Consider the following 22407-nt stretch of genomic DNA (forward strand, 5'->3'; position numbering starts at 1 on the left):
ACGACATGACCGATGGGGGAATGCGGTTCCGGATCCTGGGCGGCTTGGAGTGGCTCGCCCAAGGCGCCTCGCTCAGGATCGGGCGGCGGCGCGAACGGCTGCTGCTCGGCTTGCTGCTGTTGGAGTTCGGACGCGTGGTGCCGGCGAACCGGCTGATCAATCTGCTCTGGGACGAGGGGCCGAAGCCGTCGAGCGTGCGCGGCAGCCTCCAGGTCCACGTCTCCCGGCTCCGCGGCCGGTTCACCGCCGAGGACGCGGAACACTACGGCTTCGCCCTGGTCAAGTCCGGTGACGGCTATCTGATCGAGGGCGACCCGAGCGCCGTCGACCTGCACCGCTTCCGCTACTCGCTGCAACGCGCGGAGCGGGCCGAGAACCTCGTCGAACGGCTCCGACTGCTCGACCGGGCCCTCGCCGACTGGGGCGGCCCGGTGCTGGCGGGCACCGCGCCGGACGGCCTGGTCCGCCGGCTCGGCGCCGGCTTCGAAGAGTCGTACATCTCCGCGGTCACCCAGCGCGCCGAGGTGCGACTGCTGTTGGGCCGGCGGGAACTCGTCCTGGAGGAGTTGGCGCGGGCCACCGCCGAACACCCGCACCACGAACGCCTCGCCATGCTGCGGATGATCGCCCTCTACCGGGCCGACCACCGCGGCGAGGCGCTTGAGGTCTACAACGAGACCAGGACCCGGCTCGCCGAGGACCTGGGGCTCGACCCCGGCGCCGACCTCCAGCACGTGCAGCGCATGATCCTGCACGCCGACCCGATGCTGATGGACGACGAGGTCATCCCGCGGACCGAACGCGGACGCATCGACCCGGGCGGCCGGGTGGGGTGGTTCCTCTACGGAGCGCCCGAGCCGAAGGGCCGCGGCGAGCAGCCCGGCCCGAGCGCACGGCGACAACTGCCGGGCGGCGGCGGGAGCGGCAGGTCCGACGGACGGCAAGACCCGGCCGCGCCGTCCCTTCCGCCCCCGAACGGCCCCCGCGGCCCGAGCCGCGACGACGCCCAGGGCTACTGGAGCGCCGAAGAGCCCGCCGAAGTCGACGGCACCCCGTACGAGCGTCAGGAGCCCCACGACGGCGGCCGGGCCCCGGGGCGGCGCCATGACGAGGGACACGGCCACGGTCACGGCCCCGGCCACCACCAGGGCCATCCGCTGGAACAGCGCCGTCGAACCGCGCCCGGCGACGGATACGAGCAGGGGCGCGGCCATGGCCCCGGCGCCCGCCCCCAGACCCCGGCGAGCCCCGCAACCCCCGCGCATCCGCAAGAGCCCGCACGCGCCCAAGAGCCCGTACGCGCCCCCGTACCGCCTCCGGCGCACGACCACGCCCACGCCCGCCCCCAGGACCACGCCCGCGCCTACGACCAGACCGCCGACGAACCCGTACGCCCCGAGGCCGAATTCGTCCAGAGCCACTCCAGGACGGGCGCCTTCATCGGCCGCGCCAAGGAACTGGCCCAACTCGGCCGGCTCGTCGACGACGCCCGCGGCGGCTCGGGCGTGCTGATGATCGTCGGGCCCGCGGGCAGCGGCAAGACCGCACTCGCGCTCCAGTGGTGCCGCGGCTCCCGCGACGCCTTCCCCGACGGCCAACTCTTCCTCGACCTGCGCGGCCACAGCGACGAGAGCCCCATGGGCCCCAAGGAAGCCTTCTCCGGGCTGCTGCGGGCCCTCGGCACCCCGTACCAGGAAATCCCGCACGACCTCGCGGAGATGGCGGAGCTGTACCAGCGCACCCTGTGCGACCGACGGGTCCTCATCGTGCTCGACAACGCCGAGTCGGCCGCCCAGGTGCGGCAACTGCTCCCGTACGACACCGGCTGCCTCGCGCTGGTCACCAGCCGCAACCGGCTGGGCTCCCTGATCGTCACCCACGGCGCGTCGATGCTGCCGCTGCGCCCGCTGGCCGCCGACGACGCCAAGGAACTCGTCCGCAGCGTCGTGGGCCGGCGCCGGTCCGCCGCCGAGCCCGACGCGCTCGCCGAACTCGTCGCCATGTGCGGACGGAGCCCGCTCGCGCTGCGCATCGCCGCCGCCAACCTCGCGCTGCACCCGGAAGGGCTGATCGCCCAGCACGTGCGCGAGCTGCGCTCCGGCAACCCGTTGGAGACCCTGGCCGTCGCCGGCGACCCCGACTCCGCCGTGCGCAGGGCCTTCGAACTGTCGTACCGCCGACTCGACGCGGAGGCGCGGGACGCCTTCAGGACGCTCGGCATCCTGCCCGGGCCCGCGACGACCGTGCCCGCGGTCGCCGCCCTCCTCGGCCGCACCGTCGCCGCCACGGTGGCCATCCTCGACCGCCTCTTCGCCGAGCACCTGGTCGAACTCGTCGGCCGCGACCGGCTGCGGCTGCACGACCTGATCTGGTGGTACGCCCGGCTGCTGGTCGACGCCGAGGACCCGGTGCACGCCCAGCGGAAGGCCCGCCGCCGGCTGCTGCGGTGGTACGTGGCCTCCGCGGACTCGGCGGCCCGCTGCCTGTACCCGCAGATGCTGCGCCTGGAGGTGGCGCCGGTGGGCCCGGAGGCCCGGGCCGCGACGTTCGACGACCCCCAGCGGGCGGCCGACTGGTTCGACGCCGAACACGCCGAACTGGTGCGGCTGATCGAGGCGGAGGCGGCGGCCGGCGCGAGCCCGACGGGCGGCGGCGCGGCGGCCCCGCCCGACGCGAGCGTGTGGATCCTCGCGGACATCCTGCGCGGCTACTTCTGGCTCCGTCGACACACCGACTCCTGGATCACCGTGGCCTCCCTCGCACTTGCCACCGCGCACGAGGGCGACGACTTCCGCGGTCAGGCCGCGGCCCAACAGAGCCTCGGCCTCGCCCGGTTCACCATGGGCGACCTGGAGCGCAGCAAGCACCACTTCGAACTCGCCATCGACTTGGCCAGGCGCGCCGGCTGGGGCGTGGGCGAGTCGGTCGCCCTGTCGAACCTCGCCGGAGTCTCCGGCGACCTCGGGCTGCTCAGCCAGGCGGCGGAGTACTACGGCCAGTCCATCGCCATCGACCGCAAGTTGCGCCGCAGCCCCTCCCAACCCCTCCTCGGACTGGGCGAGGTGCTGCACGGCATGGGGCGGCTGCGGGAGGCGGAACGGCTGTGCCGTCGCGCCCTCGCGCTCTCCCACAAGATCGGTGCGCCCGACAGCGTCTCGCGGATCAGTTGCAGCCTGGCGACGATCTCGCTGGACCTCGGGCTCCTGGTCACCGCCCAGGAGTTGGCGGTGACCTCGCAGCGCGGCTTCCAAGCCATCGGCAACCTCCCCGGCGAAGCGGAGGTGCTCAGCGTCCTCGCGATGATCGGCGCGGAGGCGGGCGACGGGCAGGGCGCGCTGCGGGCGGCGCTCACCGCCTGCCGGCTCAGCAGGCGCTCCGGACGGCCGCGGCTGCGCATGGACGCCATGATCGCCATGGGGCACGCCCGCTACCAACTCGGCCAGTACGAGCGCGCCTTCGAACACTTCCGCATCGCCCACCGGACCGCCGAGGGCATCGGCTATCTGAAGGGCCGCACGATGGCCCTCCTCGGGCTCGGCGTCTGCGTGGCCCGACTGCGGCGTCCGCTGGAGGCGTTGGGGTACGCGGCCTCCGCGCTCACCCTCGCCAAGGAGTCGCAACTGAGGCTCCTGGAGGGGCAGGCGCAGGCCGTCATCGCGCTCTCCCAGGGGGCCTGCGGGGACACCGACTCGGCCGCGCGCGCCGGTCGGCTCGCCCTGGACATCTACACCAGCACGGGCTACCGCCCGCTCCACTCGCCCTTCGGCCGGCCCATGGAGGGCATCCACCCGGAGGACGGGTTCGCGGAGATGTTCCTGCGCTGCTGAGGCGCGCGACGGGGGCGCGGACCGCCGTGCGCCCGTGATCGGAGTCACGCGCGCGCGTGCGCCGGCGCCCGGCGTGCGTGCGGGCGTTGTCAGTGGCGCCCGATACGGTGCAGGGAGTCGAGTGTTGACCCCGCGCACGTGCAGGACGAAAGGTGCGCCACCCACTCGTGTCGCTGTTGGGCCGAACGGGTGAGGGGCGGGAGGATGGACCCCATGAGCAGGTACGAGAGGTACGACGTCACGGACGAGCAGTGGGAGGGTTTGGCGCAGGTCGTCCCCTTGCGGGGGCGGGACGAATGGCCGTCGCGGGTCGACCACCGCACCGTTCCGCAGGAGTACGCGGTCGAGCAGCGGCGCTTCATCGTGCTGCGGGTGCAGGTCTTCGCGGACGCCCGCGAGGTGGCCGAGTATCTGATCGCGCAGATCCCGGTGTTGCTGGACCTCACGAGCGCCGACCCCGACGTGGCGAAGCGGATCCTCGACTTCAGCAGCGGGGTCGTCTTCGGCCTCGGCAGCGGAATGCACCGGGTGGACCGGAACGTCTTCTTGTTGGCCCCGGCCGGGACCGAGGTCGACGGCATCGCGGAGGCGACGGGCACCTTCTCCACCGCCGCGATCCGCCGCTGACCCGCTGCTCCGCCGACTCGCTGACCGACGCGTCGGTCGGCCCGTGGACCGGCCGGCCCCTTCCGGGGAGTCGGTCGCCCGTCGGCCGGGTCGCCCGTTCGTAGGAAGGTGCCGCAGGCGTAACGGTTCGGCGATTCGGCCGCTGCGTACCGTCCGGCCCATGGACCAGCACGCTCCGTTCGCTCCCGCGCACACCCCCCGCCCCGCCGTCACCGAGCTGCGGTTGTCCGCCTTCCGCTCGCACCGCGGCGCGACGTTCCGACTGACCCCGCTGACCTTGTTCAGCGGCGCCAGCGGAGCGGGCAAGTCGAGCGTCTTACAGGCGTACGAAGCCTTGGCGGCCCTGGCCGCGGGCGACGCGCTGGAGGACGTCTTCCCCGACCCCGCGGCCTGCGTCCCCGAATGGGCCGGCGCGGACGCCGAAGGCCGCCGGGGGTTCCGCATCGGCTGTACGGCCGAGGGCCCCGCCGGCGCCGTACGCCTCGACCTCGCCGTCCAGGCCGAACCGGCCCTGCGGATCGTCGGCGAGCGGCTGACGTGCGGCGGGCAGACCCTGCTCACCACCGCCCTGCGCGACCCCGAGCGGTCCTCGGTGCAGGCGGCCTGGCTGACGGCGGGCTCGGTGCCGGTGACCCGCGCTCCGCTGCCCGACGACCGGCTCGGCACGTCCCTGCTGCCGCTGCGCGTGGCGGGGAAGACGGCGGGTCAGCAACTGGTGCTCGCGGCGGCGGAGCAGATGGTGGTGGCGCTGCGCTCGGCCTTCGCCTGCGATCCGCAGCCGCGCGGGATGCGCCGGCCGGTGGCGGTGGGCGACGGCAGGCTGCGCCGCGGCTGCGACAACCTCGCCGAAGTGCTGCACCGCACGCGGAGCGAGTGCACGAGGCGGCACGCCCGACTGACGGCGGCTGCGCGGCGCGGGTGCGCCGGCGAGGTGGCGGAGCTCGCCGTCGAGGAGACGGCCGACGGGCTGCTGAGGGCGCTGCTGCACCGCGGCGAGGGGCGCACGGCGACGCCGGTGGAGCGGCTCGGTGAGGGGGAGTTGCGGTATCTGGGGTTGGCGCTGGTGCTGTTGACGGGGCCGGGGGTGCTGGCGATGGACCAGGCCGCGGAGGTCCCGTCGGCCTACCAGTCGATGACCGTGCTCGCGGACGGCTTCGACCGCTGCCTCGATCCCGGTCAGGCGCGGGAACTGGTGGCGCTGGCGGTGGAGATGGCGGCCCGGGGGCACGTCCGGCTGGTGGGGGCGGTCTCCGATGCGTCCTTCGCCCGCGGGGTGGAAGGCGTGACGGTGGTAGACCTGGTGCCGTGACCAAGGAAGACAGCGGGGCCAGTGAGTCGAGTGAAGTGCGTGCGACGGAAGAGGCGCAGCGCGTGGGGAAGGCTGCGGGACCGGAGCGACGTGCGGGGGAGCCGGCGCCGGCGTCGACCGGACGCGCGGATGGTGCAGACGGTGCGGACGGTCGGGAGCGGGCGGACGGGCTGTCGGTCGCCGTCCTCCAGCGGCGGTTGGCGGAGTTCGCTCGGGCGCGGGACTGGGGGCCGTACCACACCCCGAAGAACCTGGCCGCGGCGCTCAGCGTCGAGGCGGGCGAACTGGTCGAGATCTTCCAGTGGTTGACGCCGGAGGAGTCGGCGCGGGTGATGGCGGACGAGGGTACGGCGCACCGGGTGCGGGACGAGGTCGCGGACGTGTTCGCGTATCTGCTCCAGCTCTGCGAGGTCCTGGGGGTCGACGCATTGGCGGCGCTCTCCGACAAGATCGACCGCAATGAGACCCGATTTCCGGCTCCTTGAGCTGACGGTCCGCCAACTCGGGGCGCCCGGCCCGTCGGAGGGGCTTGGTGATCATGGAATTGTCACTCTCCGGAGTTATGGAGTTGTCCACAGTCGGCTTCCTGTCCACAGATTTCCCTTTTCCTCTAGCGTTTTGACTCAAAGCCCTTCACGCTGGGTAATGAACCTGTTGGGCAGACAGTCGTACGATCGGGGGCGGCGTACATGGACGCGGAGCGACTCATCGACATGAGCCGACTGGCCCTGGCGCGAACCAGGGTGGTTTCTGAGGTGGTGATCGAAGCATGGCAGGCTCAATTGCTCACGCAGGCGATCGGCGGACAGCTCGCGGCATCCGGGCCGCCCGAGCTGGGCCGTGACGCACTGGGGCTCGGAGAGATCGACGGTCCCGGCGCGGGAAGCGCGGAGCACTTAGGCGTCCTGCGCGGGCGGACCAGGGCGGCCGGTCTCACGGGGGTCGAGGATCCCCGTGAGACCCTGCTCGCCCTCGGGGCGCTCTTGGTGGACGTCGGGGTCGCCCTGATCTCGGTGGCCTGCGCCACCGATGAGGACGGGCTGTACTGGCACTGCATCCGGGCGATGGATGCGGCCGACGAGTCCGCCGACCGGGTGCGCTCCATGCTGCACAGGCTCTCGGCCAAGGATCTCGCCGGCCGTGACCTGCGCAGACCACCGGGCGACGTCCGAGCGCGGGCCGGGCCGCCCGTGGGGTCGAACGGCCGGGCCGCTGATCGCCCCGGGGCGGGGCGCGGTGCGGCGGCGCGGACGTCCCAGCCCCCTGCGAGCGAGTGCGGCTCGGCGCGGGACGGCCACGGAGGCGCGCCGCGCAGCGGTCGGCCGGCGATCGGCGGCCGGTCCGATCAGGACAGGGCGGACCGGACCGACGGGCCCGTGACGTCGCACGTCCCCCTGCCGCCGCGGCCGGCGACCCGTGGCGGCGCGCCCGCCGCCCGCCCGCGCACCTCTGGTGGCACCGGTGGGGCCGGTGGCGCCGGTGGTTCCTCGGGCGGTGCGGCCCGGGCCGAGGAGGCGAAGGGCCCGCGGGGGCCGGGCGGCATACCGGACCCGGTGGACTCGGCGGCGAGCGCGTGGTGAACGGGAGCGCGGTCGCCGCGCCCACCCGGCGCCCCGGCCGCCGAACCGTCGGCGGTCCTCGCCCCCTCGGCCGTCGTGCCCGGCCGTCCCGCCCGGCTGCCGGTCCGAGCCGCCGGGTCGGGGCGCCGGTCCGGGGCGCGGCGACGGCGGCCCCGGTGCGTCACCCGACGGTGACCGTGGGGCTCAGGGGGCGGCGAGGCCGTTGACCGCGGTCGGACGGTGCAGGATGGACGCATGGATCTGCGCATCTTCACCGAACCCCAGCAGGGCGCCAGCTACGACACCCTGCTGACCGTCGCCAAGGCCACCGAGGACCTCGGGTTCGACGCCTTCTTCCGCTCCGACCACTACCTCGCCATGGGCTCCGCCGACGGGCTCCCCGGACCCACGGACGCCTGGATCACCCTCGCCGGGCTGGCGCGCGAGACGAGCAGGATCCGTCTCGGCACCCTGATGACCGCGGGCACCTTCCGGCTCCCGGGCGTGCTCGCCATCCAGGTCGCCCAGGTGGATCAGATGTCCGGCGGCCGGGTCGAGCTGGGGTTGGGCGCCGGGTGGTTCGAGGAGGAGCACCGGGCGTACGGCATCCCGTTCCCGAAGGAGAAGTTCGCCCGGCTTGAGGAGCAGTTGGCGATCGTCACCGGCCTGTGGGCCACCGAGGCCGGCGCGACGTACTCCTACGACGGCACGCACTACCAGCTCAGCGACTCGCCCGCACTGCCCAAGCCCGTGAACGGACGGGTGCCGGTGCTGATCGGCGGGCACGGGGCCACCCGCACCCCGCGCCTGGCCGCCCAGTACGCCGACGAGTTCAACATCCCCTTCGCTTCCATCGAGGACAGCGAGCGCCAGTTCGGACGGGTCAAGGCAGCCGCCGAGGCCGCCGGACGCGCCCCCGGCGACCTGGTGTACTCGAACGCGCTGGTGGTGTGCGTGGGGCGGGACGACGCCGAGGTGGCCCGCCGCGCCGCAGCCATCGGACGGGAGGTCGACGAGCTCAAGCAGAACGGTCTGGCGGGCTCCCCCGCGGAGGTGGTCGACAAGATCGGTCGGTACGCTGCCGTCGGCTCGTCCCGGATCTACCTCCAGGTGCTCGACCTGCACGACCTGGACCACCTGGAACTGGTCTCCGCCCAGGTCCAGTCCCAGTTGGGCTGACGACCGTGCGCCCCGCCCGTACGCTCGCCCGGGCCCTCGCCGAAGGACCCCTGGTCCTCGACGGAGGTCTGTCCAACCAACTGGAGGCGCAAGGGTGCGAGTTGTCCGACGAGCTGTGGTCGGCGCGTCTCCTCGCGGACGGGCCGGGGCAGATCGAAGCCGCCCACCGGGCGTACGTGCGGGCGGGCGCCCGGGTGCTGATCACCGCCAGCTATCAGGCGAGCTTCGAAGGGTTCGCCCGCCGGGGCGTCGGGCGGGCGGAGGCCGCCGGGCTGTTCGCCCGTAGCGTCGCGCTGGCCCGGGCCGCCGCCGGGGCGAGCGCGGACGAGGTGTGGGTGGCGGCCTCGGTGGGGCCGTACGGCGCGGTGCTCGCGGACGGCGGGGAGTACCGGGGGCGCTACGGCCTGACGGTCCGCGAGTTGGAGCGCTTCCACCGGCCCAGGATCGACGCGCTGGTGGCCGCGGAGCCGGACGTGCTCGCACTGGAGACCGTGCCCGACGCGGACGAGGCGGAGGCGCTGCTGCGGGCGGTGGAGGGCTGCGGGGTGCCCGTCTGGCTCTCGTACACCGTCAGCGGTGGGCTGACCCGGGCCGGTCAGGACCTGGCCGCCGCGTTCGCACCGGCCGCGGGGCGCGACGACGTCGTTGCCGTGGGCGTCAACTGCTGCGCCCCCGGCGAGGTGGACGATGCCGTTGCCATCGCCGCGACGACGACCGGCAAGCCCGTCGTCGTCTACCCGAACAGCGGTGAGACCTGGGTCGCGCAGGCGCGGGAGTGGCGCGACGGCGGCGCCGGGAGCGGCATCGACCCGGTGCGCGTCCGCGGCTGGCTTGCGTCCGGCGCCCGGCTGATCGGCGGCTGCTGCCGGGTCGGCCCGGACGTCATCGCCGATGTCGCCTCCGCCTTGGCCCCGAGCCGTGGCGACACCGGCTGAACTGCCGTCACGATCGCCGTCACCATCACCGGCGCGCTCGTGCCGAGCAGACCGGCGCCCGAAGGGGCCCGGCGGAGAAAATACGGGCACGAGTCCGTGCAACACCGCCATAATCGGTCAGGTGTTCTTGACGATCCGAACGACCGGCACCCCGCAACGACCAGCGACCGACCTCGGGTTCCTGCTGCACAAGCATCCCGACAAGGCGCAGTCGTTCTCCACCTCCCACGGCAGGGCCCACGTCTTCTACCCCGAGGCGACGCCCGAGCAGTGCACCGCCGCGCTGCTGCTGGAGGTGGATCCGGTGGCGCTGGTGCGGCGCGGCAAGGGCAAGGGGCGCGGCGGAGCACCCGACTCCGCCCTCGCCCAGTACGTCAACGACCGGCCGTACGCCGCCTCGTCCCTGCTGGCCGTGGCGCTGAGCACGGTCTTCAGGAGCGCCCTGCGGGGCGTGTGCAACGCCCTGCCCGAGCGGGCCGAAGCACCGCTCCCGCTGCGGATCGAGATACCGGCCCTGCCCGCCCGCGGCGGTGCCGAACTGGTCGAGAAGCTCTTCGGCCCCCTCGGCTGGACCACCGTCACCGCCCGGCCGGTCGCGCTCGACGAGCAGTTCTCCGAGTGGGGCGAGTCCCGCTACGTCCGACTCGTCCTGGAGGGCGAGCTGCGACTGGCCGACGCGCTGCGGCAGCTCTACGTCCTGCTGCCGGTGCTCGACGACGCCAAGCACTACTGGGTCGCGCCCGACGAGGTCGACAAGTTGCTGCGCGCCGGGGACGGCTGGCTCGCGAGCCACCCCGAGCACCGGCTGATCACCAGCCGCTACCTCTCCCGGCGCTGGCGGCTGACCCGGCAGGCGGAAGAGCGCCTGGAACTGGTCCGACTGGCCGAGACGGACGACCTGGACGTGGAGGACGTGGACAACGCCGTCGACGAGACCCGGGACACCGAGGAGCGCCCGGTGCCCCTCGCCGAGCAGCGCCGGGACGCGATCCTGACGGCGCTGCGCGCGGCCGGCGCCCAGCGCGTGCTGGACCTCGGCTGCGGCCAGGGCCAGTTGGTGCAGGCGCTGCTCAAGGACGTCCGGTTCACCGAGGTCGTCGGCGTGGACGTGTCCGTACGGGCCCTGACCATCGCCGCGCGCCGGCTGAAGCTGGACCGCATGGGCGAGCGGCAGGCCGCCCGCGTCCAACTGTTCCAGGGCTCCTTGACGTACACCGACAAGAGACTGGCCGGGTACGACGCGGCGGTGCTCAGCGAGGTCATCGAGCACCTCGACCTGCCGCGGCTGCCCGCGCTGGAGTACGCGGTGTTCCAGTCGGCCCGGCCCAGGACCGTCATCGTGACCACGCCCAACGTGGAGTACAACGTCCGCTGGGAGAGCCTGCCGGCCGGCCACGTGCGCCACGGCGACCACCGGTTCGAGTGGAGCCGCGCGGAGTTCCGCACCTGGGCGGAGGCCGTGGCCGCGCGCGACGGGTACGCGGTCGAGTACCTCCCCGTGGGCCCGGACGACCCCGAAGTCGGCCCGCCGACCCAGATGGCGGTGTTCACCCGGGGCGACTCCGACGGCCCGGACCGCACCGCGGACGACACCCGCACCGAGAACGTCGACCGCACCGCGAAGGAGGCGAAGGCGGCATGACCCACCCGAACACACCTGAAGACACAGCGAGCGCAGAGAGCACGGAACCGATGGAAACCGCCCCCGCCGCCCCCGCCGCCCCCGACGGCTCGGCCGACGCCCCCGACGCCCGGCCGACGCAGCGACGGCTCCCGATCACCGACCTGTCCCTCGTCGTCCTCATCGGCGCCAGCGGCTCCGGCAAGTCGACCTTCGCCCGCCGCCACTTCAAGCCCACCGAGGTCATCTCCTCCGACTTCTGCCGCGGCCTGGTGTCCGACGACGAGAACGACCAGGCGGCCACCGGCGACGCCTTCGACGTCCTGCACTACGTCGCCGGCAAACGCCTCGCCGCAGGCCGGCTCACCGTCATCGACGCCACCAACGTCCAGGTCGAGGCCCGCCGCCAACTGGTGCGGCTGGCCCGCGAGCACGACGTCCTGCCCATCGCCGTCGTCCTCGACCTCCCCGAGGAGGTCTGCGCCGAGCGCAACGCCACCCGCCCCGACCGCGCCGACATGCCCCGCCGCGTCATCAAGCGGCACCGCGGCGAACTCCGCCGCTCCCTGCGCGGCCTGGAGCGCGAGGGCTTCCGCAAGGTGCACGTCCTGCGCAGCGTCGCCGAGGTGGACTCCGCCGAAGTCGTCCTGGAGCGCCGCTACAACGACCTGCGCCACCTCACCGGCCCCTTCGACCTCATCGGCGACATCCACGGATGCAGCTCCGAACTGGAGACCCTGCTCACCAAGCTCGGCTACCGGGACGGGGCGCACCCCGAAGGCCGCACCGCCGTCTTCGTCGGCGACCTCGTCGACCGCGGCCCGGACAGCCCCGGCGTGCTGCGCCGCGTGATGTCCATGGTCCAGGCCGGTAACGCGCTGTGCGTCCCGGGGAACCACGAGAACAAGCTCGGCCGTTACCTCAAGGGCAGGAACGTCCAGCACACCCACGGACTCGCCGAGACCATCGAGCAGTTGGAGAAGGAGGACGCCAAGGACCCGGAGTTCCGCCAGCGCGTCGCCGAGTTCATCGACGGGCTCGTCAGCCACTACGTCCTGGACGGCGGCGACCTCGTCGTCTGCCACGCCGGCCTGCCCGAGAAGTACCACGGCCGCACCTCCGGCCGGGTGCGCTCGCACGCCCTGTACGGCGACACGACCGGCGAGACCGACGAGTTCGGCCTCCCCGTGCGCTACCCCTGGGCCGAGGAGTACCGCGGCCGGGCCGCCGTCGTCTACGGCCACACCCCCGTGCCCGACACCTCCTGGGTCAACAACACCATCTGCCTCGACACCGGAGTCGTCTTCGGCGGCCGGATGACCGCCCTGCGCTGGCCCGAGCGCGAGCTCGTCGACGTACCCGCCGAGCAGGTCTGGTACGAGCCGGTCAAGCCGCTGCGCGCGCCCGCCCCGGGCGCCAGCGAAGGACGGCCGCTCGACCTCGGCGACGTCCAGGGCCGACGGATCGTGGAGACCCGCCATCTGGGCCGCGTCGGCGTGCGCGAGGAGAACGCGGCGGCGGCGCTGGAGGTCATGAGCCGCTTCGCGATCGACCCGCGGCTGCTCGTCTACTTGCCGCCGACGATGGCGCCCACCGCCACCTCCACCGTCGAAGGCCACCTGGAGCACCCCGCCGAAGCGTTCGCGCAGTACCGCGCCGACGGCGTCCAGAAGGTGGTCTGCGAGGAGAAGCACATGGGCTCCCGCGCGGTCGCACTCGTCTGCCGCGATGCCGAAGCCGCCCGCAAGCGCTTCGGCCTCACCCCGGCGACCGGCACCGGCACCGGCACCGGCACCGGCACGGGAACGGGCACCGACACCGACACCGAAGCCGTACCCACCGGCGCCCTCTACACCCGCACCGGACGGCCCTTCCTCAGCGACGACTCGCTCACCGAGGCGCTCCTCGACCGGCTGCGCACCGCCGTCACCGCCGCCGGACTCTGGGACGAGCTGGGGACGGACTGGCTGCTGCTGGACGCCGAGCTGATGCCCTGGTCCCTCAAGGCGTCGGGGCTGCTGCGCTCGCAGTACGCGGCCGTCGGCGCCGCGGCCGGCGCCGTACTCCCCGACGCCACCACGGCCCTCGAAGCCGCCGCGGCGCGCGGCGTCGACGTCCACGACCTCCTGCACGCCCAGCGGGAGCGGACCGAAGACGCCGCCGCCTTCACGGAGGCGTACCGCCGCTACTGCTGGCCCACGGAGGGCCTGGACGGCGTACGGCTCGCGCCCTTCCAGGTCCTCGCCGCCGAAGGGCGCTCGCTCGCCGGCGTGCCGCACGACGAACAGCTCGCGTGGCTGGACCGGCTCGTCGAGCACGACCCCACCGGACTGCTCCGGAGCACCCGGCGCCTGGTGGTCGACACCGGCGACGAGGAATCGGTGCGGGCCGGCACGGAGTGGTGGCTGGAGATGACGGCCGACGGCGGCGAGGGCATGGTCGTCAAACCGCTCCGGCCGCTGGTGCGCACCGAGAAGGGCGCCCTGGTCCAACCCGGGATCAAGGTCCGGGGCCGGGAGTACCTGCGGATCATCTACGGTCCCGAGTACACCCGCCCGGCCAATCTGGACCGGCTGCGCAACCGCCACCTCGGCCACAAGCGCTCGCTGGCCCTGCGCGAGTACGCGCTCGGCATCGAAGCCCTCGACCGGCTCGGGGACGGGGAGCCGCTGTGGCGGATCCACGAAGCCGTGTTCGCGGTCCTGGCCCTGGAGTCCGAGCCGGTGGACCCCCGCCTCTGAGCGGCCCGTACCGCCCTGGGCGGCGCGCCCCGACGCGGGGCGCGCCACTCAGCGGCGGCCCACCGGCCCCGGACGGTGCACCGACCCGCCCGGGCGAGGCAGTCTGGGCCCCTGGACCGATTCCGCGACGCACCCACGATGCGGGCGGCGGGCCGTCGGCGCTCGGTGGCCGACCGTGGCACGGCCACCGAGTGAAAGGCCCGCCGCGCGGTGAGGATGGGCATATGGGATTCCACGTCGACTCCGAGACCGGGCGGCTGCGCCGGGTCATACTGCACCGCCCCGACCTCGAACTGAAACGTCTGACGCCGACCAACAAGGACGCCCTGCTCTTCGACGACGTCCTCTGGGTGCGCCGGGCCCGCGCCGAGCACGACGGCTTCGCCGACGTGCTGCGCGACCGCGGAGTGGAGGTGCACCTCTTCGGCGACCTGCTCTGCGAGTCGCTGGAGGTCCCCGAGGCCAGGAAGCTGGTCCTGGACCGCGCCTTCGACGAGAAGGAGTACGGCCCGCTCGCCGCCGACCACCTCAGAGCGGCCTTCGACGCCCTGCCGTCCGCGGAGCTGGCGGAGGCCCTGATCGGCGGGATGACGAAGCGGGAGTACCTGGCGGGGCACCCGGAGCCGACGTCGGTGCGGTTCCACGTGATGAACCTGGACGACTTCCTGCTCGACCCCCTCCCGAACCACATCTTCACCCGCGACACCTCCGCCTGGATCTACGACGGGGTGTCCATCAACGCGATGCGCTGGCCGGCCCGACAGCGCGAGACCGTCCACTTCGAGGCGATCTACGCGCACCATCCGCTCTTCGCCGGCCCGCAAGCCGGCTCCTTCCACCACTGGTCACAGGGGCAGAGCGACTACCCGTCCACGATCGAGGGCGGCGACGTGCTGGTGATCGGCAACGGCGCCGTGCTGATCGGGATGAGCGAGCGGACCACGCCGCAGGCGGTGGAGATGCTGGCCCAAGGGCTCTTCGCGGCCGGCTCGGCGCGCACCATCGTGGCCCTGGACATGCCGAAGCGGCGGGCGTTCATGCACCTGGACACCGTGATGACGATGGTCGACCGGGACACCTTCACCCAGTACGCCGGCCTCGGGATGCTCCGTTCGTACACCATCGAGCCGGCCGGGGGCCCGCAGGGGCTCAAGGTCAGCGACCACCCGCCCGAGGAGATGCACAGCGCGATCGCCGCCGCGCTCGGCCTGACGGAGGTCCGGGTGCTCACCGCCACCCAGGACGTGCATGCGGCGGAGCGGGAGCAGTGGGACGACGGGTGCAACGTGCTGGCCGTCGAGCCCGGCGTGGTCGTGGCCTACGAGCGCAATGTGACCACCAACACCCACCTGCGCAAACAGGGCATCGAAGTGATCGAGATCCCCGGCAGCGAGCTGGGGCGGGGGAGGGGCGGACCGCGCTGCATGAGCTGCCCCGTCGAGCGGGACGCGGTCTGACGGCACGAAAGGGCCCGGCGTGGTGGACCCTGGTTGCACGGACCTGAATCGTTCGACCCGAATCGAGGGGTTCCAGGTCTTGTATAGCAATGCAGGGCATCGTATATACTTCCATCGTCATCGGTCGTGAAGGCCGGTCGTGCAGGCCCCAGCCCGGGTCCGTCCCCCTTCGCGCCTCCTCTCACCTCCCTTCCCCACACACCGCGACTCACGCAGCGACCAGGAGCAGCCCATGGCGATACACCTCGAAGGCCGCCACTTCCTCAAGGAGCTGGACTTCACCGCCGAGGAGTTCCGCGGTCTCGTCGCGCTGGCCGCCGATTTGAAGGCGGCCAAGCGGGCCGGCGCCGAGGAGCAGCGGCTGCGCGGGAAGCACATCGCGCTGATCTTCGAGAAGTCCTCCACCCGGACGCGCTGCGCCTTCGAGGTCGCCGCGGCTGACCAGGGCGCCGCGACGACGTACATCGGTCCGGCCGGATCCCACATCGGCAGCAAGGAGTCCACGAAGGACACCGCGCGCGTGCTCGGCCGGATGTTCGACGCCATCGAGTTCCGCGGGGACGCCCAGGCCAAGGTCGAGGAGCTGGCGGCGCACGCCGCCGTGCCGGTCTACAACGGCCTCACCGACGACTGGCACCCCACCCAGATGCTCGCCGACGTGCTCACCATGGTCGAGCACTCGCCCAAGCCGCTGGAGCAGATGTCCTTCGCCTACCTCGGGGACGCGCGCTTCAACATGGGCAACTCCTACCTGATCACCGGCGCCCTGCTCGGCATGGACGTGCGCATCGTGGCCCCCCGGGCGTACTGGCCGGTGGAGGAGGTCCAGGCCAGGGCCCGGGCGATGGCCGAGGTCAGCGGTGCCCGGATCACCCTCACCGAGTCGGTCGCCGACGGTGTCCTGGGTGCGGACTTCGTCGCCACCGACGTGTGGGTGTCGATGGGCGAGGCCAAGGAGGTCTGGGACGAGCGGATCAAGGTCCTGGGTCCGTACGCCGTGACGATGGACGTGCTGCGGGCCACGGGCAATCCGGACGTGAAGTTCCTGCACTGCCTGCCCGCCTTCCACGACCTGGGTACGACCGTGGCGCGGGAGATCTACGAGACGCACGGCCTCACCGAGCTGGAGGTCAGCGACGAGGTCTTCGAATCGGCCCACTCGGTCGTCTTCGACGAGGCGGAGAACCGACTGCACACGATCAAGGCCGTCATGGTGGCGACGCTCGCACCGGCCCCGTGGGGAGCGGAGATCCCGGAAGTCCCCGTCGCCCGGGAAGCCTGAGAGGTCGTATCGAACGGGGGGGCGAGCGTTATCGCGTGCCCGTGACGGAAGTCACGGGCGGGTGATAGCTTCGTGAGAGGCAGCGGCGGTCCGGCGCCGCCCGCCCTCGAAGGAGGCCGCCTCTCATGAGCCCCTTTACCGGATCCGCGCGCCGCACCGACACCGAGGAATGGCGCCACCTACGTCTCGTCGTCGCCGACGGCGTCGCGACCGTGACCCTCGCCCGCCCGCAGAAGCTGAACGCCCTCACCTTCGGCGCCTACGCCGACCTGCGCGATCTGCTCGCCCAGCTCTCCCGCGAACGCTCCGTCCGGGCGCTGGTGCTGGGCGGTGAAGGGCGCGGCTTCTGCTCCGGCGGCGACGTCGACGAGATCATCGGCGCCACCCTCGCCATGGACACCGCCCAACTCCTGGACTTCAACCGGATGACGGGGCAGACCGTACGGGCCGTCCGCGAATGCCCCTTCCCGGTGATCGCGGCGGTGCACGGCGTCGCCGCGGGCGCCGGCGCCGTCCTCGCCCTCGCCGCGGACTTCAGGATCGCCGACCCCAGCGCACGCTTCGCCTTCCTCTTCACCAAGGTCGGACTGTCCGGCGGCGACATGGGGGCGGCCTATCTGCTGCCCAGGGTCGTCGGCCTCGGGCACGCCACCCGACTGCTGATGCTCGGTGAGCCCGTCGGCGCCGCCGAAGCCGAGCGGATCGGCCTCCTCAGCGAACTCACCCCCGAAGGCGGCGCCGACGCTCGCGCCGCCGAGCTGGCCCGACGCCTCGCCGACGGGCCCGCGCTCGCCCACGCCCAGACCAAGGCGCTGCTGACGGCCGAACTGGACATGCCGCTCGCCGCGGCCGTGGAGTTGGACGCCGCCACCCAGGTCCTGCTGATGAACGGCGCGGACTACGCGGAGTTCCACGCGGCGTTCACCGAAAAACGGGCGCCGCAGTGGCGGGGGCGATGAGAGGACGGGGGCGATGAGCAGGAACGTCCCCCTGCGCGTCGCCGTCATCGGCGGCGGCCCCGGGGGCCTGTACGCCGCGGCCCTGCTCAAGCGACTCGACCCCCGACGGGAGATCACCGTCTGGGAACGTCGGGCCCCCGACGACACCTTCGGCTTCGGCGTGGTGCTCTCCGACGAGACCCTGGGTGGCATCGAGCACGCCGACCCGGCGGTCCACCGCGCCCTCAGCGAAGAGTTCGTCCGCTGGGACGACATCGACATCGTCCACCGGGGCCGTACGTTCACCTCCTCGGGGCACGGCTTCGCCGCGCTGGGCCGCCGCACGCTGCTGCGGATACTGCACCGCCGCTGCGAGGAACTGGGCATAAGGATCCGGTTCCGCACCGCCGCACCCCCCGTCGACGACCTCACCGCCTCCCACGACCTGGTGATCGCGGCGGACGGCGCCGGCAGCACCACCAGGGGGGCCGACCCCGCCGCGTACGGGCCGCGCGTCACGACCCACCGCTGCCGCTACGTCTGGCTCGCCGCACCCGTCGCCTTCGACTCGTTCCGCTTCCAGATCGCGGAGACCGAGCACGGGGTGATGCAGCTCCACGGCTACCCGTACGCCGCCGACGCGTCCACCGTCGTCGTCGAGATGCGCGAGGAGGTCTGGCGGGCCGCCGGCTTCGACACGGACATCCCCGGTGCGCCGGCCGCCCCGGGAACCAGGTCCGTCGACCGCTGCGCCGAGATCTTCGCCGAAGCCCTGGGCGGCCGACCCCTGTACGGCAGGGACTCCACCTGGACCGCGTTCCGCACGGTCGTCAACGAGCGCTGGTCCCACGGCCGTACGGTCCTCATCGGCGACGCCGCCCACACGGCCCACTTCTCCATCGGCTCCGGCACCAAACTGGCCGTCGAGGACGCCGTGGCGCTGGCGGCGTGCGTGGCGGAACAGCCCGCACTGGACGACGCCCTCGCCGCGTACGAGGCCGAGCGCCGCCCCGTCGTCGAGTCGACGCAGCGGGCGGCGACCGCCAGCCTGCGCTGGTTCGAGGAGTTGGGGACGTACGTGGACCAGCCGCCCCGGCAGTTCGCGTTCAACCTGCTCACCCGCAGCCGCCGGGTCACCCACGACAACCTCCGGCTGCGCGACCGCGCCTTCACGGACGCGGTGGAGCGGGACTTCGCCTGCCCGCCCGGCACGCCCCCGATGTTCACCCCCTTCCGGCTGCGCGGACTGACCCTGCGCAACCGGGTGGTGGTCTCCCCGATGGACGTGTACGAGGCCAAGGACGGCGTCCCGGACGACTTCCACCTCGTCCACCTGGGCGCGCGGGCGCTCGGCGGCGCCGGCCTGGTGATGACGGAGATGGTCTGCGTCAGCGCCCGGGGCCGGATCACCCCCGGCTGCACCGGCCTCTACACCCCCGAGCAGACCGGCGCGTGGCGGCGGATCACGGACTTCGTGCACGCCCGGGCCCCGGGCACCGCCATCGGGGTCCAGCTCGGCCACTCCGGCCGCAAGGGTTCCACCCGGCGCATGTGGGAGGGCATGGACGACCCGCTGCCGGCGGACAACTGGCCGCTGGTGGCCGCCTCCCCGCTGCCGTACCGGCCGGGCGTCAGCCAGGTGCCGCGGCAGTTGGACCGTGCCGGGCTCGACTCCGTGCGGACCCAGTTCGTCGACGCGGCGCGGCGGGCCGCGGACGCCGGCTTCGACCTGCTGGAACTGCACTGCGCCCACGGCTACCTCCTCTCCGGATTCCTGTCCCCGCTGACCAACCGGCGGAGCGACGCCTACGGCGGCACCCTGAAGAACCGGCTCCGCTTTCCGCTGGAGGTCTTCGACGCGGTGCGTGCCGAGTGGCCCGGGGACCGGCCGATGACGGTGCGGATCTCCGCCACCGACTGGGCGCCCGGCGGGACGACGGACGAGGACGCCGTGGCCATCGCGCGCGCCTTCGTCGAACACGGCGTGGACGCGATCGACGTGTCCACGGGCCAGGTCGTGCCGGGCGAGTGGCCCGAGTACGGCCGCTCGTACCAGACCCCGTACGCCGACCGGATCCGCAACGCGCTGGGGGTGCCGGTGATCGCGGTGGGGGCGATCTCGTCGTGGGACGACGTGAACTCCCTGGTCCTGGCGGGGCGTGCCGATCTGTGCGCGTTGGCCCGGCCGCACCTGTACGACCCGCAGTGGACGCTGCACGCTGCGGCCGAGCAGGGGTACGCGGGGCCGGGGGCGCCCTGGCCCGCCCCGTACCGCGCGGGCAGTCGGACGCCGCCGACGGGTCGCACGGACGCGCCCCGGCCCCGGCTCGGGCTCACGGGGCAGCCGGGTCCCGCAGGCACATGACGGCGGTCAGGAGGCGGTGACGGGCGACGCGTCCTCGCCCCCTTCCTGATCGTCCGCCCCGTCCCGGCCGTCCTGCCCGCCCCGCTCGCCCTCGTCGGCGCCGTGCACGAACAGCGCACCCGCGTCCCGCAGCAGCTCGTGCAGCCGGCCGAAGACCTCCGCCGAGCGGGACCCGGGCCAGCCCACCGGGAGGAGTTCCAGCGGGAGCCCCGGGTCGGCATAGGGGAGCCGCCGCCAGGAGTCGAGGGCGAACAGATAGTCCCGATAGGCGTCCTCCGGGGTGGCGGTGCGCCCGCCCAGCCAGTCGTGCAGCACCGGTTCCTGCGCGTCCAGGAACTGCTGGTGCTGCTTGGCGATCGCGCCCAGGTCCCACCAGCTCGCGACCGCTTCGGCCGTCGCCGCGAAGCCCAGGTGCTCCCCGCGGAAGAGTTCGACGTACGGGTCGAGCTGGAGGCGGCGCAGGGTGTGCCGGGTCTCCTCGCACAGTCGGGCGGGCGCGACCCACACCCCGGGGGCGGCCGAGCCGAAGCCGAGGCGCCCGAGGCGGGAGCGGAGCAGATGGCGCTTGCTCCGTTCGGCTTCGGGCACGGAGAACACGGCGAGCACCCAGCCGTCGGCGAGCCGCGGCGCCCTGCGGTCGTAGATGCGGCGGTCGCCGTCTTCGAGGAGCTGGCGGGCGTCGGCGGACAGCTCGTACGCGGCGGAGCCCTCCGGGGTGCGGGCGGAGAGCAGCAGCCCGCGCCGCTTGAGGCGGGAGACCGACGAACGCACCGACGGCGCGTCGACGCCGAGCGCGGCCATCAGCCGGATGAGTTCGGCGACCGGGAGCGGTCCGGGGCGCTCGCGCCCGTACGCGCCGTAGAGGGTGACGATCAGGGAGCGGGGAGTGTGCTGGTCGGCCACGTGATCACTCTAGGACGACTTCTCCGTGCGCAGCCGGAAGCGCTGGAGCTTGCCGGTCGGGGTGCGGGGGAGCGCGTCGAGGAAGACGACCGAGCGCGGGCACTTGTAGGGGCTGAGCCGGGCCCGTACCGACTCGATCAGGGCGGCGGCGGTGGCGTCGCTCGCGGGAACGTCGTCGCGCAGGACGACGTACGCGGTGACGACCTGGCCGCGCAGGGCGTCGTCCCGGCCGACGACCGCGGCCTCCCGGACGTCCGGGTGGTGCAGCAGGGCCTCCTCCACCTCGGGCCCCGCTATGTTGTGGCCGGCCGAGACGATCATGTCGTCGGCGCGGGCGACGTAGCGGAACCAGCCGTCGGGTTGGCGCACGTAGGTGTCCCCGGTGAGGTTCCAGCCGTCCTTGACGTACTCGCGCTGCCGGGGGTCGGCGAGGTAGCGGCAGCCCACCGGGCCGCGGACGGCGAGCAGCCCCGGCTGGCCGTCGGGGACGGGCGCGCCGCGGTCGTCGACGACCCTGGCCCGCCAGCCGGGCACGGGGACGCCGGTGGTGCCGGGGCGGATGGCGTCGTCCGCCGCGGAGACGAAGATGTGCAGCAGCTCGGTCGCGCCGATGCCGTTGATGATGCGCAGGCCGGTGCGGTCCAGCCAGTCGTGCCAGGTGGCGGCGGGCAGGTTCTCGCCGGCGGAGACGCAGCGCCGCAGGGAGCCGAAGGCGCCGGCTGGATCGAGGTGCCCCACGTCGACGGGAGGCGGTTCGTTCAGCATCACGCGGTACGCGGTCGGCGCGGTGAACAGCACGGTGACCCGGTGCTCGGCGATCGCGGGCAGCAACTGCCGCGGCCCGGCCCGCTCCAGCAACAGCGCCGAGGCCCCCGCCCGCATCGGGAAGACCACCAGGCCCCCGAGCCCGAAGGTGAAGCCCAGCGGCGGGCTGCCGGCGAACAGGTCGTCCGGCACCGGCCGCAGCACCTGCGCGGAGAAGGTGTCCGCGACGGCCAGCACGTCGCGGTGGAAGTGGACGCAGCCCTTGGGGCGGCCGGTGGTGCCGGAGGTGAAGGCGATCAGGGCCACGTCGTCGGCGGCCGTCGGCACCGCGGGGAAGGGGCGGGCGGGCGCCGCGGCGGCCAGGTGCAGCAGGTCGTCGGGGGAGGAGCCGCCGTACGGGGTGATCCGCAGGGAGCCGCGGTCCGCGCGGAGCAGTTCGTCCAGCGCGCGGGCGTCGCACAGGGCGTGGTCGACCTGGGCGATCTCACAGATCGTGGCCAGCTCCTTGGCGCGGTGCTGGGCCAGCACGGTGACCGCGACGGCGCCGACCTTCATCACGGCCAGCCAGCAGGCCGCCAGCCAGGGTGCCGTGGGGCCGCGCAGCAGGACGCGGTTGCCGGGGACGACGCCCAGACGGCGGGTGAGGGCGTGGGCGATGCGGTCGACCCGTTCCTGCAACTCGCCGTAGCTCCAGACGCCACCGGAGGCGGTGCGGAAGACGGGCCGGTCCGGACCGAAGCGCTCGACGGTCTCGTCCAGCAGCGCCCGTCCGCAGTTCAACCGGGTGGGATAGCGGAGCTCCGGCAACTCGAAGATCAACTCGGGCCACAGGTCCGCGGGCGGCAGATGGTCGCGTGCGAAGGTGTCGACGTGGGCCGAGGGTGTCAGCTCCATGGTGC

At 73.3% G+C, this 22407-nt stretch carries 15 protein-coding genes; 13 read left to right on the forward strand and 2 right to left on the reverse strand.

All coding sequences use genetic code 11. The features are described from left to right. The first annotated feature begins 5 nt into the window (after positions 1 to 5). From ACH4E8_RS19355 to ACH4E8_RS19415, 13 genes are all read left to right on the forward strand, one after another. Positions 6 to 3827 carry an AfsR/SARP family transcriptional regulator gene (locus ACH4E8_RS19355; protein ID WP_398449698.1) on the forward strand — a complete coding sequence of 1274 codons (3822 nt, stop codon included), beginning with the start codon at positions 6 to 8 and terminating at the stop codon, positions 3825 to 3827. A gap of 213 nt (positions 3828 to 4040) precedes the next feature. Beyond that, positions 4041 to 4454, forward strand: coding sequence for a cell division protein SepF (locus tag ACH4E8_RS19360; protein WP_398449700.1), 414 nt, complete (start codon positions 4041 to 4043; stop codon positions 4452 to 4454). Positions 4455 to 4614: 160 nt separating this feature from the next. Next, positions 4615 to 5763 (forward strand): AAA family ATPase, encoded by a 1149-nt coding sequence (locus tag ACH4E8_RS19365; RefSeq protein ID WP_398449702.1) that lies wholly within the window; start codon positions 4615 to 4617, stop codon positions 5761 to 5763. 170 nt (positions 5764 to 5933) lie between these two features. Next, entirely contained in the window at positions 5934 to 6248 is a 315-nt protein-coding gene (locus ACH4E8_RS19370; protein WP_398449770.1) for a nucleotide pyrophosphohydrolase, read from the forward strand. Between the two features lie 204 nt (positions 6249 to 6452). Then, positions 6453 to 7343, forward strand: coding sequence for a DUF6099 family protein (locus tag ACH4E8_RS19375; RefSeq protein WP_398449704.1), 891 nt, complete (start codon positions 6453 to 6455; stop codon positions 7341 to 7343). A 234-nt stretch (positions 7344 to 7577) separates the two neighbouring features. Beyond that, positions 7578 to 8501 carry an LLM class F420-dependent oxidoreductase gene (locus ACH4E8_RS19380; protein ID WP_398449705.1) on the forward strand — a complete coding sequence of 308 codons (924 nt, stop codon included), beginning with the start codon at positions 7578 to 7580 and terminating at the stop codon, positions 8499 to 8501. 5 nt (positions 8502 to 8506) lie between these two features. Continuing rightward, on the forward strand, positions 8507 to 9436 hold the full coding sequence (gene mmuM, locus ACH4E8_RS19385) for a homocysteine S-methyltransferase (RefSeq protein ID WP_398449707.1): 930 nt from the start codon (positions 8507 to 8509) through the stop codon (positions 9434 to 9436). A 121-nt stretch (positions 9437 to 9557) separates the two neighbouring features. Next, positions 9558 to 11078 (forward strand): 3' terminal RNA ribose 2'-O-methyltransferase Hen1, encoded by a 1521-nt coding sequence (locus ACH4E8_RS19390; RefSeq protein ID WP_398449709.1) that lies wholly within the window; start codon positions 9558 to 9560, stop codon positions 11076 to 11078. 50 nt (positions 11079 to 11128) lie between these two features. Further along, positions 11129 to 13798, forward strand: coding sequence for a polynucleotide kinase-phosphatase (locus ACH4E8_RS19395; RefSeq protein WP_398449711.1), 2670 nt, complete (start codon positions 11129 to 11131; stop codon positions 13796 to 13798). 224 nt (positions 13799 to 14022) lie between these two features. Further along, positions 14023 to 15255 (forward strand): arginine deiminase, encoded by a 1233-nt coding sequence (locus ACH4E8_RS19400; protein ID WP_398449713.1) that lies wholly within the window; start codon positions 14023 to 14025, stop codon positions 15253 to 15255. Between the two features lie 232 nt (positions 15256 to 15487). After that, on the forward strand, positions 15488 to 16537 hold the full coding sequence (gene argF / locus ACH4E8_RS19405) for an ornithine carbamoyltransferase (RefSeq protein WP_398449715.1): 1050 nt from the start codon (positions 15488 to 15490) through the stop codon (positions 16535 to 16537). A gap of 125 nt (positions 16538 to 16662) precedes the next feature. After that, on the forward strand, positions 16663 to 17496 hold the full coding sequence (locus tag ACH4E8_RS19410; protein WP_398449717.1) for an enoyl-CoA hydratase family protein: 834 nt from the start codon (positions 16663 to 16665) through the stop codon (positions 17494 to 17496). A 13-nt stretch (positions 17497 to 17509) separates the two neighbouring features. After that, the gene (locus ACH4E8_RS19415; RefSeq protein ID WP_398449719.1) at positions 17510 to 19840 is read left to right on the forward strand and encodes a bifunctional salicylyl-CoA 5-hydroxylase/oxidoreductase; all 2331 of its coding nucleotides are present in this window, start codon (positions 17510 to 17512) and stop codon (positions 19838 to 19840) included. A 6-nt stretch (positions 19841 to 19846) separates the two neighbouring features. On the opposite strand, the gene ACH4E8_RS19420 is transcribed toward ACH4E8_RS19415, so the two are convergent. Next, a complete protein-coding gene (locus tag ACH4E8_RS19420; protein ID WP_398449721.1) occupies positions 19847 to 20743 on the reverse strand; it encodes a PaaX family transcriptional regulator C-terminal domain-containing protein in 897 nt (298 codons plus the stop codon). Between the two features lie 9 nt (positions 20744 to 20752). Next, positions 20753 to 22402 carry an AMP-binding protein gene (locus tag ACH4E8_RS19425; protein ID WP_398449723.1) on the reverse strand — a complete coding sequence of 550 codons (1650 nt, stop codon included), beginning with the start codon at positions 22400 to 22402 and terminating at the stop codon, positions 20753 to 20755. Positions 22403 to 22407 lie beyond the last annotated feature (5 nt).

Origin of the sequence: Streptomyces sp. NPDC017979, assembly GCF_044328175.1 — a bacterium.
Taxonomy (GTDB): Bacteria; Actinomycetota; Actinomycetes; order Streptomycetales; family Streptomycetaceae; genus Streptomyces.

Excerpts from the sequence above, each read along its gene's own strand:
- ACH4E8_RS19355 (WP_398449698.1), top strand. The coding sequence starts at position 6 with ATGACCGATGGGGGAATGCGGTTCCGGATCCTGGGCGGCTTGGAGTGG.
- ACH4E8_RS19360 (WP_398449700.1), top strand. The coding sequence starts at position 4,041 with ATGAGCAGGTACGAGAGGTACGACGTCACGGACGAGCAGTGGGAGGGT.
- ACH4E8_RS19365 (WP_398449702.1), top strand. The coding sequence starts at position 4,615 with ATGGACCAGCACGCTCCGTTCGCTCCCGCGCACACCCCCCGCCCCGCC.
- ACH4E8_RS19375 (WP_398449704.1), top strand. The coding sequence starts at position 6,453 with ATGGACGCGGAGCGACTCATCGACATGAGCCGACTGGCCCTGGCGCGA.
- ACH4E8_RS19380 (WP_398449705.1), top strand. The coding sequence starts at position 7,578 with ATGGATCTGCGCATCTTCACCGAACCCCAGCAGGGCGCCAGCTACGAC.
- ACH4E8_RS19395 (WP_398449711.1), top strand. The coding sequence starts at position 11,129 with ATGGAAACCGCCCCCGCCGCCCCCGCCGCCCCCGACGGCTCGGCCGAC.
- ACH4E8_RS19400 (WP_398449713.1), top strand. The coding sequence starts at position 14,023 with ATGGGATTCCACGTCGACTCCGAGACCGGGCGGCTGCGCCGGGTCATA.
- argF (WP_398449715.1), top strand. The coding sequence starts at position 15,488 with ATGGCGATACACCTCGAAGGCCGCCACTTCCTCAAGGAGCTGGACTTC.
- ACH4E8_RS19410 (WP_398449717.1), top strand. The coding sequence starts at position 16,663 with ATGAGCCCCTTTACCGGATCCGCGCGCCGCACCGACACCGAGGAATGG.
- ACH4E8_RS19415 (WP_398449719.1), top strand. The coding sequence starts at position 17,510 with ATGAGCAGGAACGTCCCCCTGCGCGTCGCCGTCATCGGCGGCGGCCCC.
- ACH4E8_RS19425 (WP_398449723.1), bottom strand. The coding sequence starts at position 22,402 with ATGGAGCTGACACCCTCGGCCCACGTCGACACCTTCGCACGCGACCAT.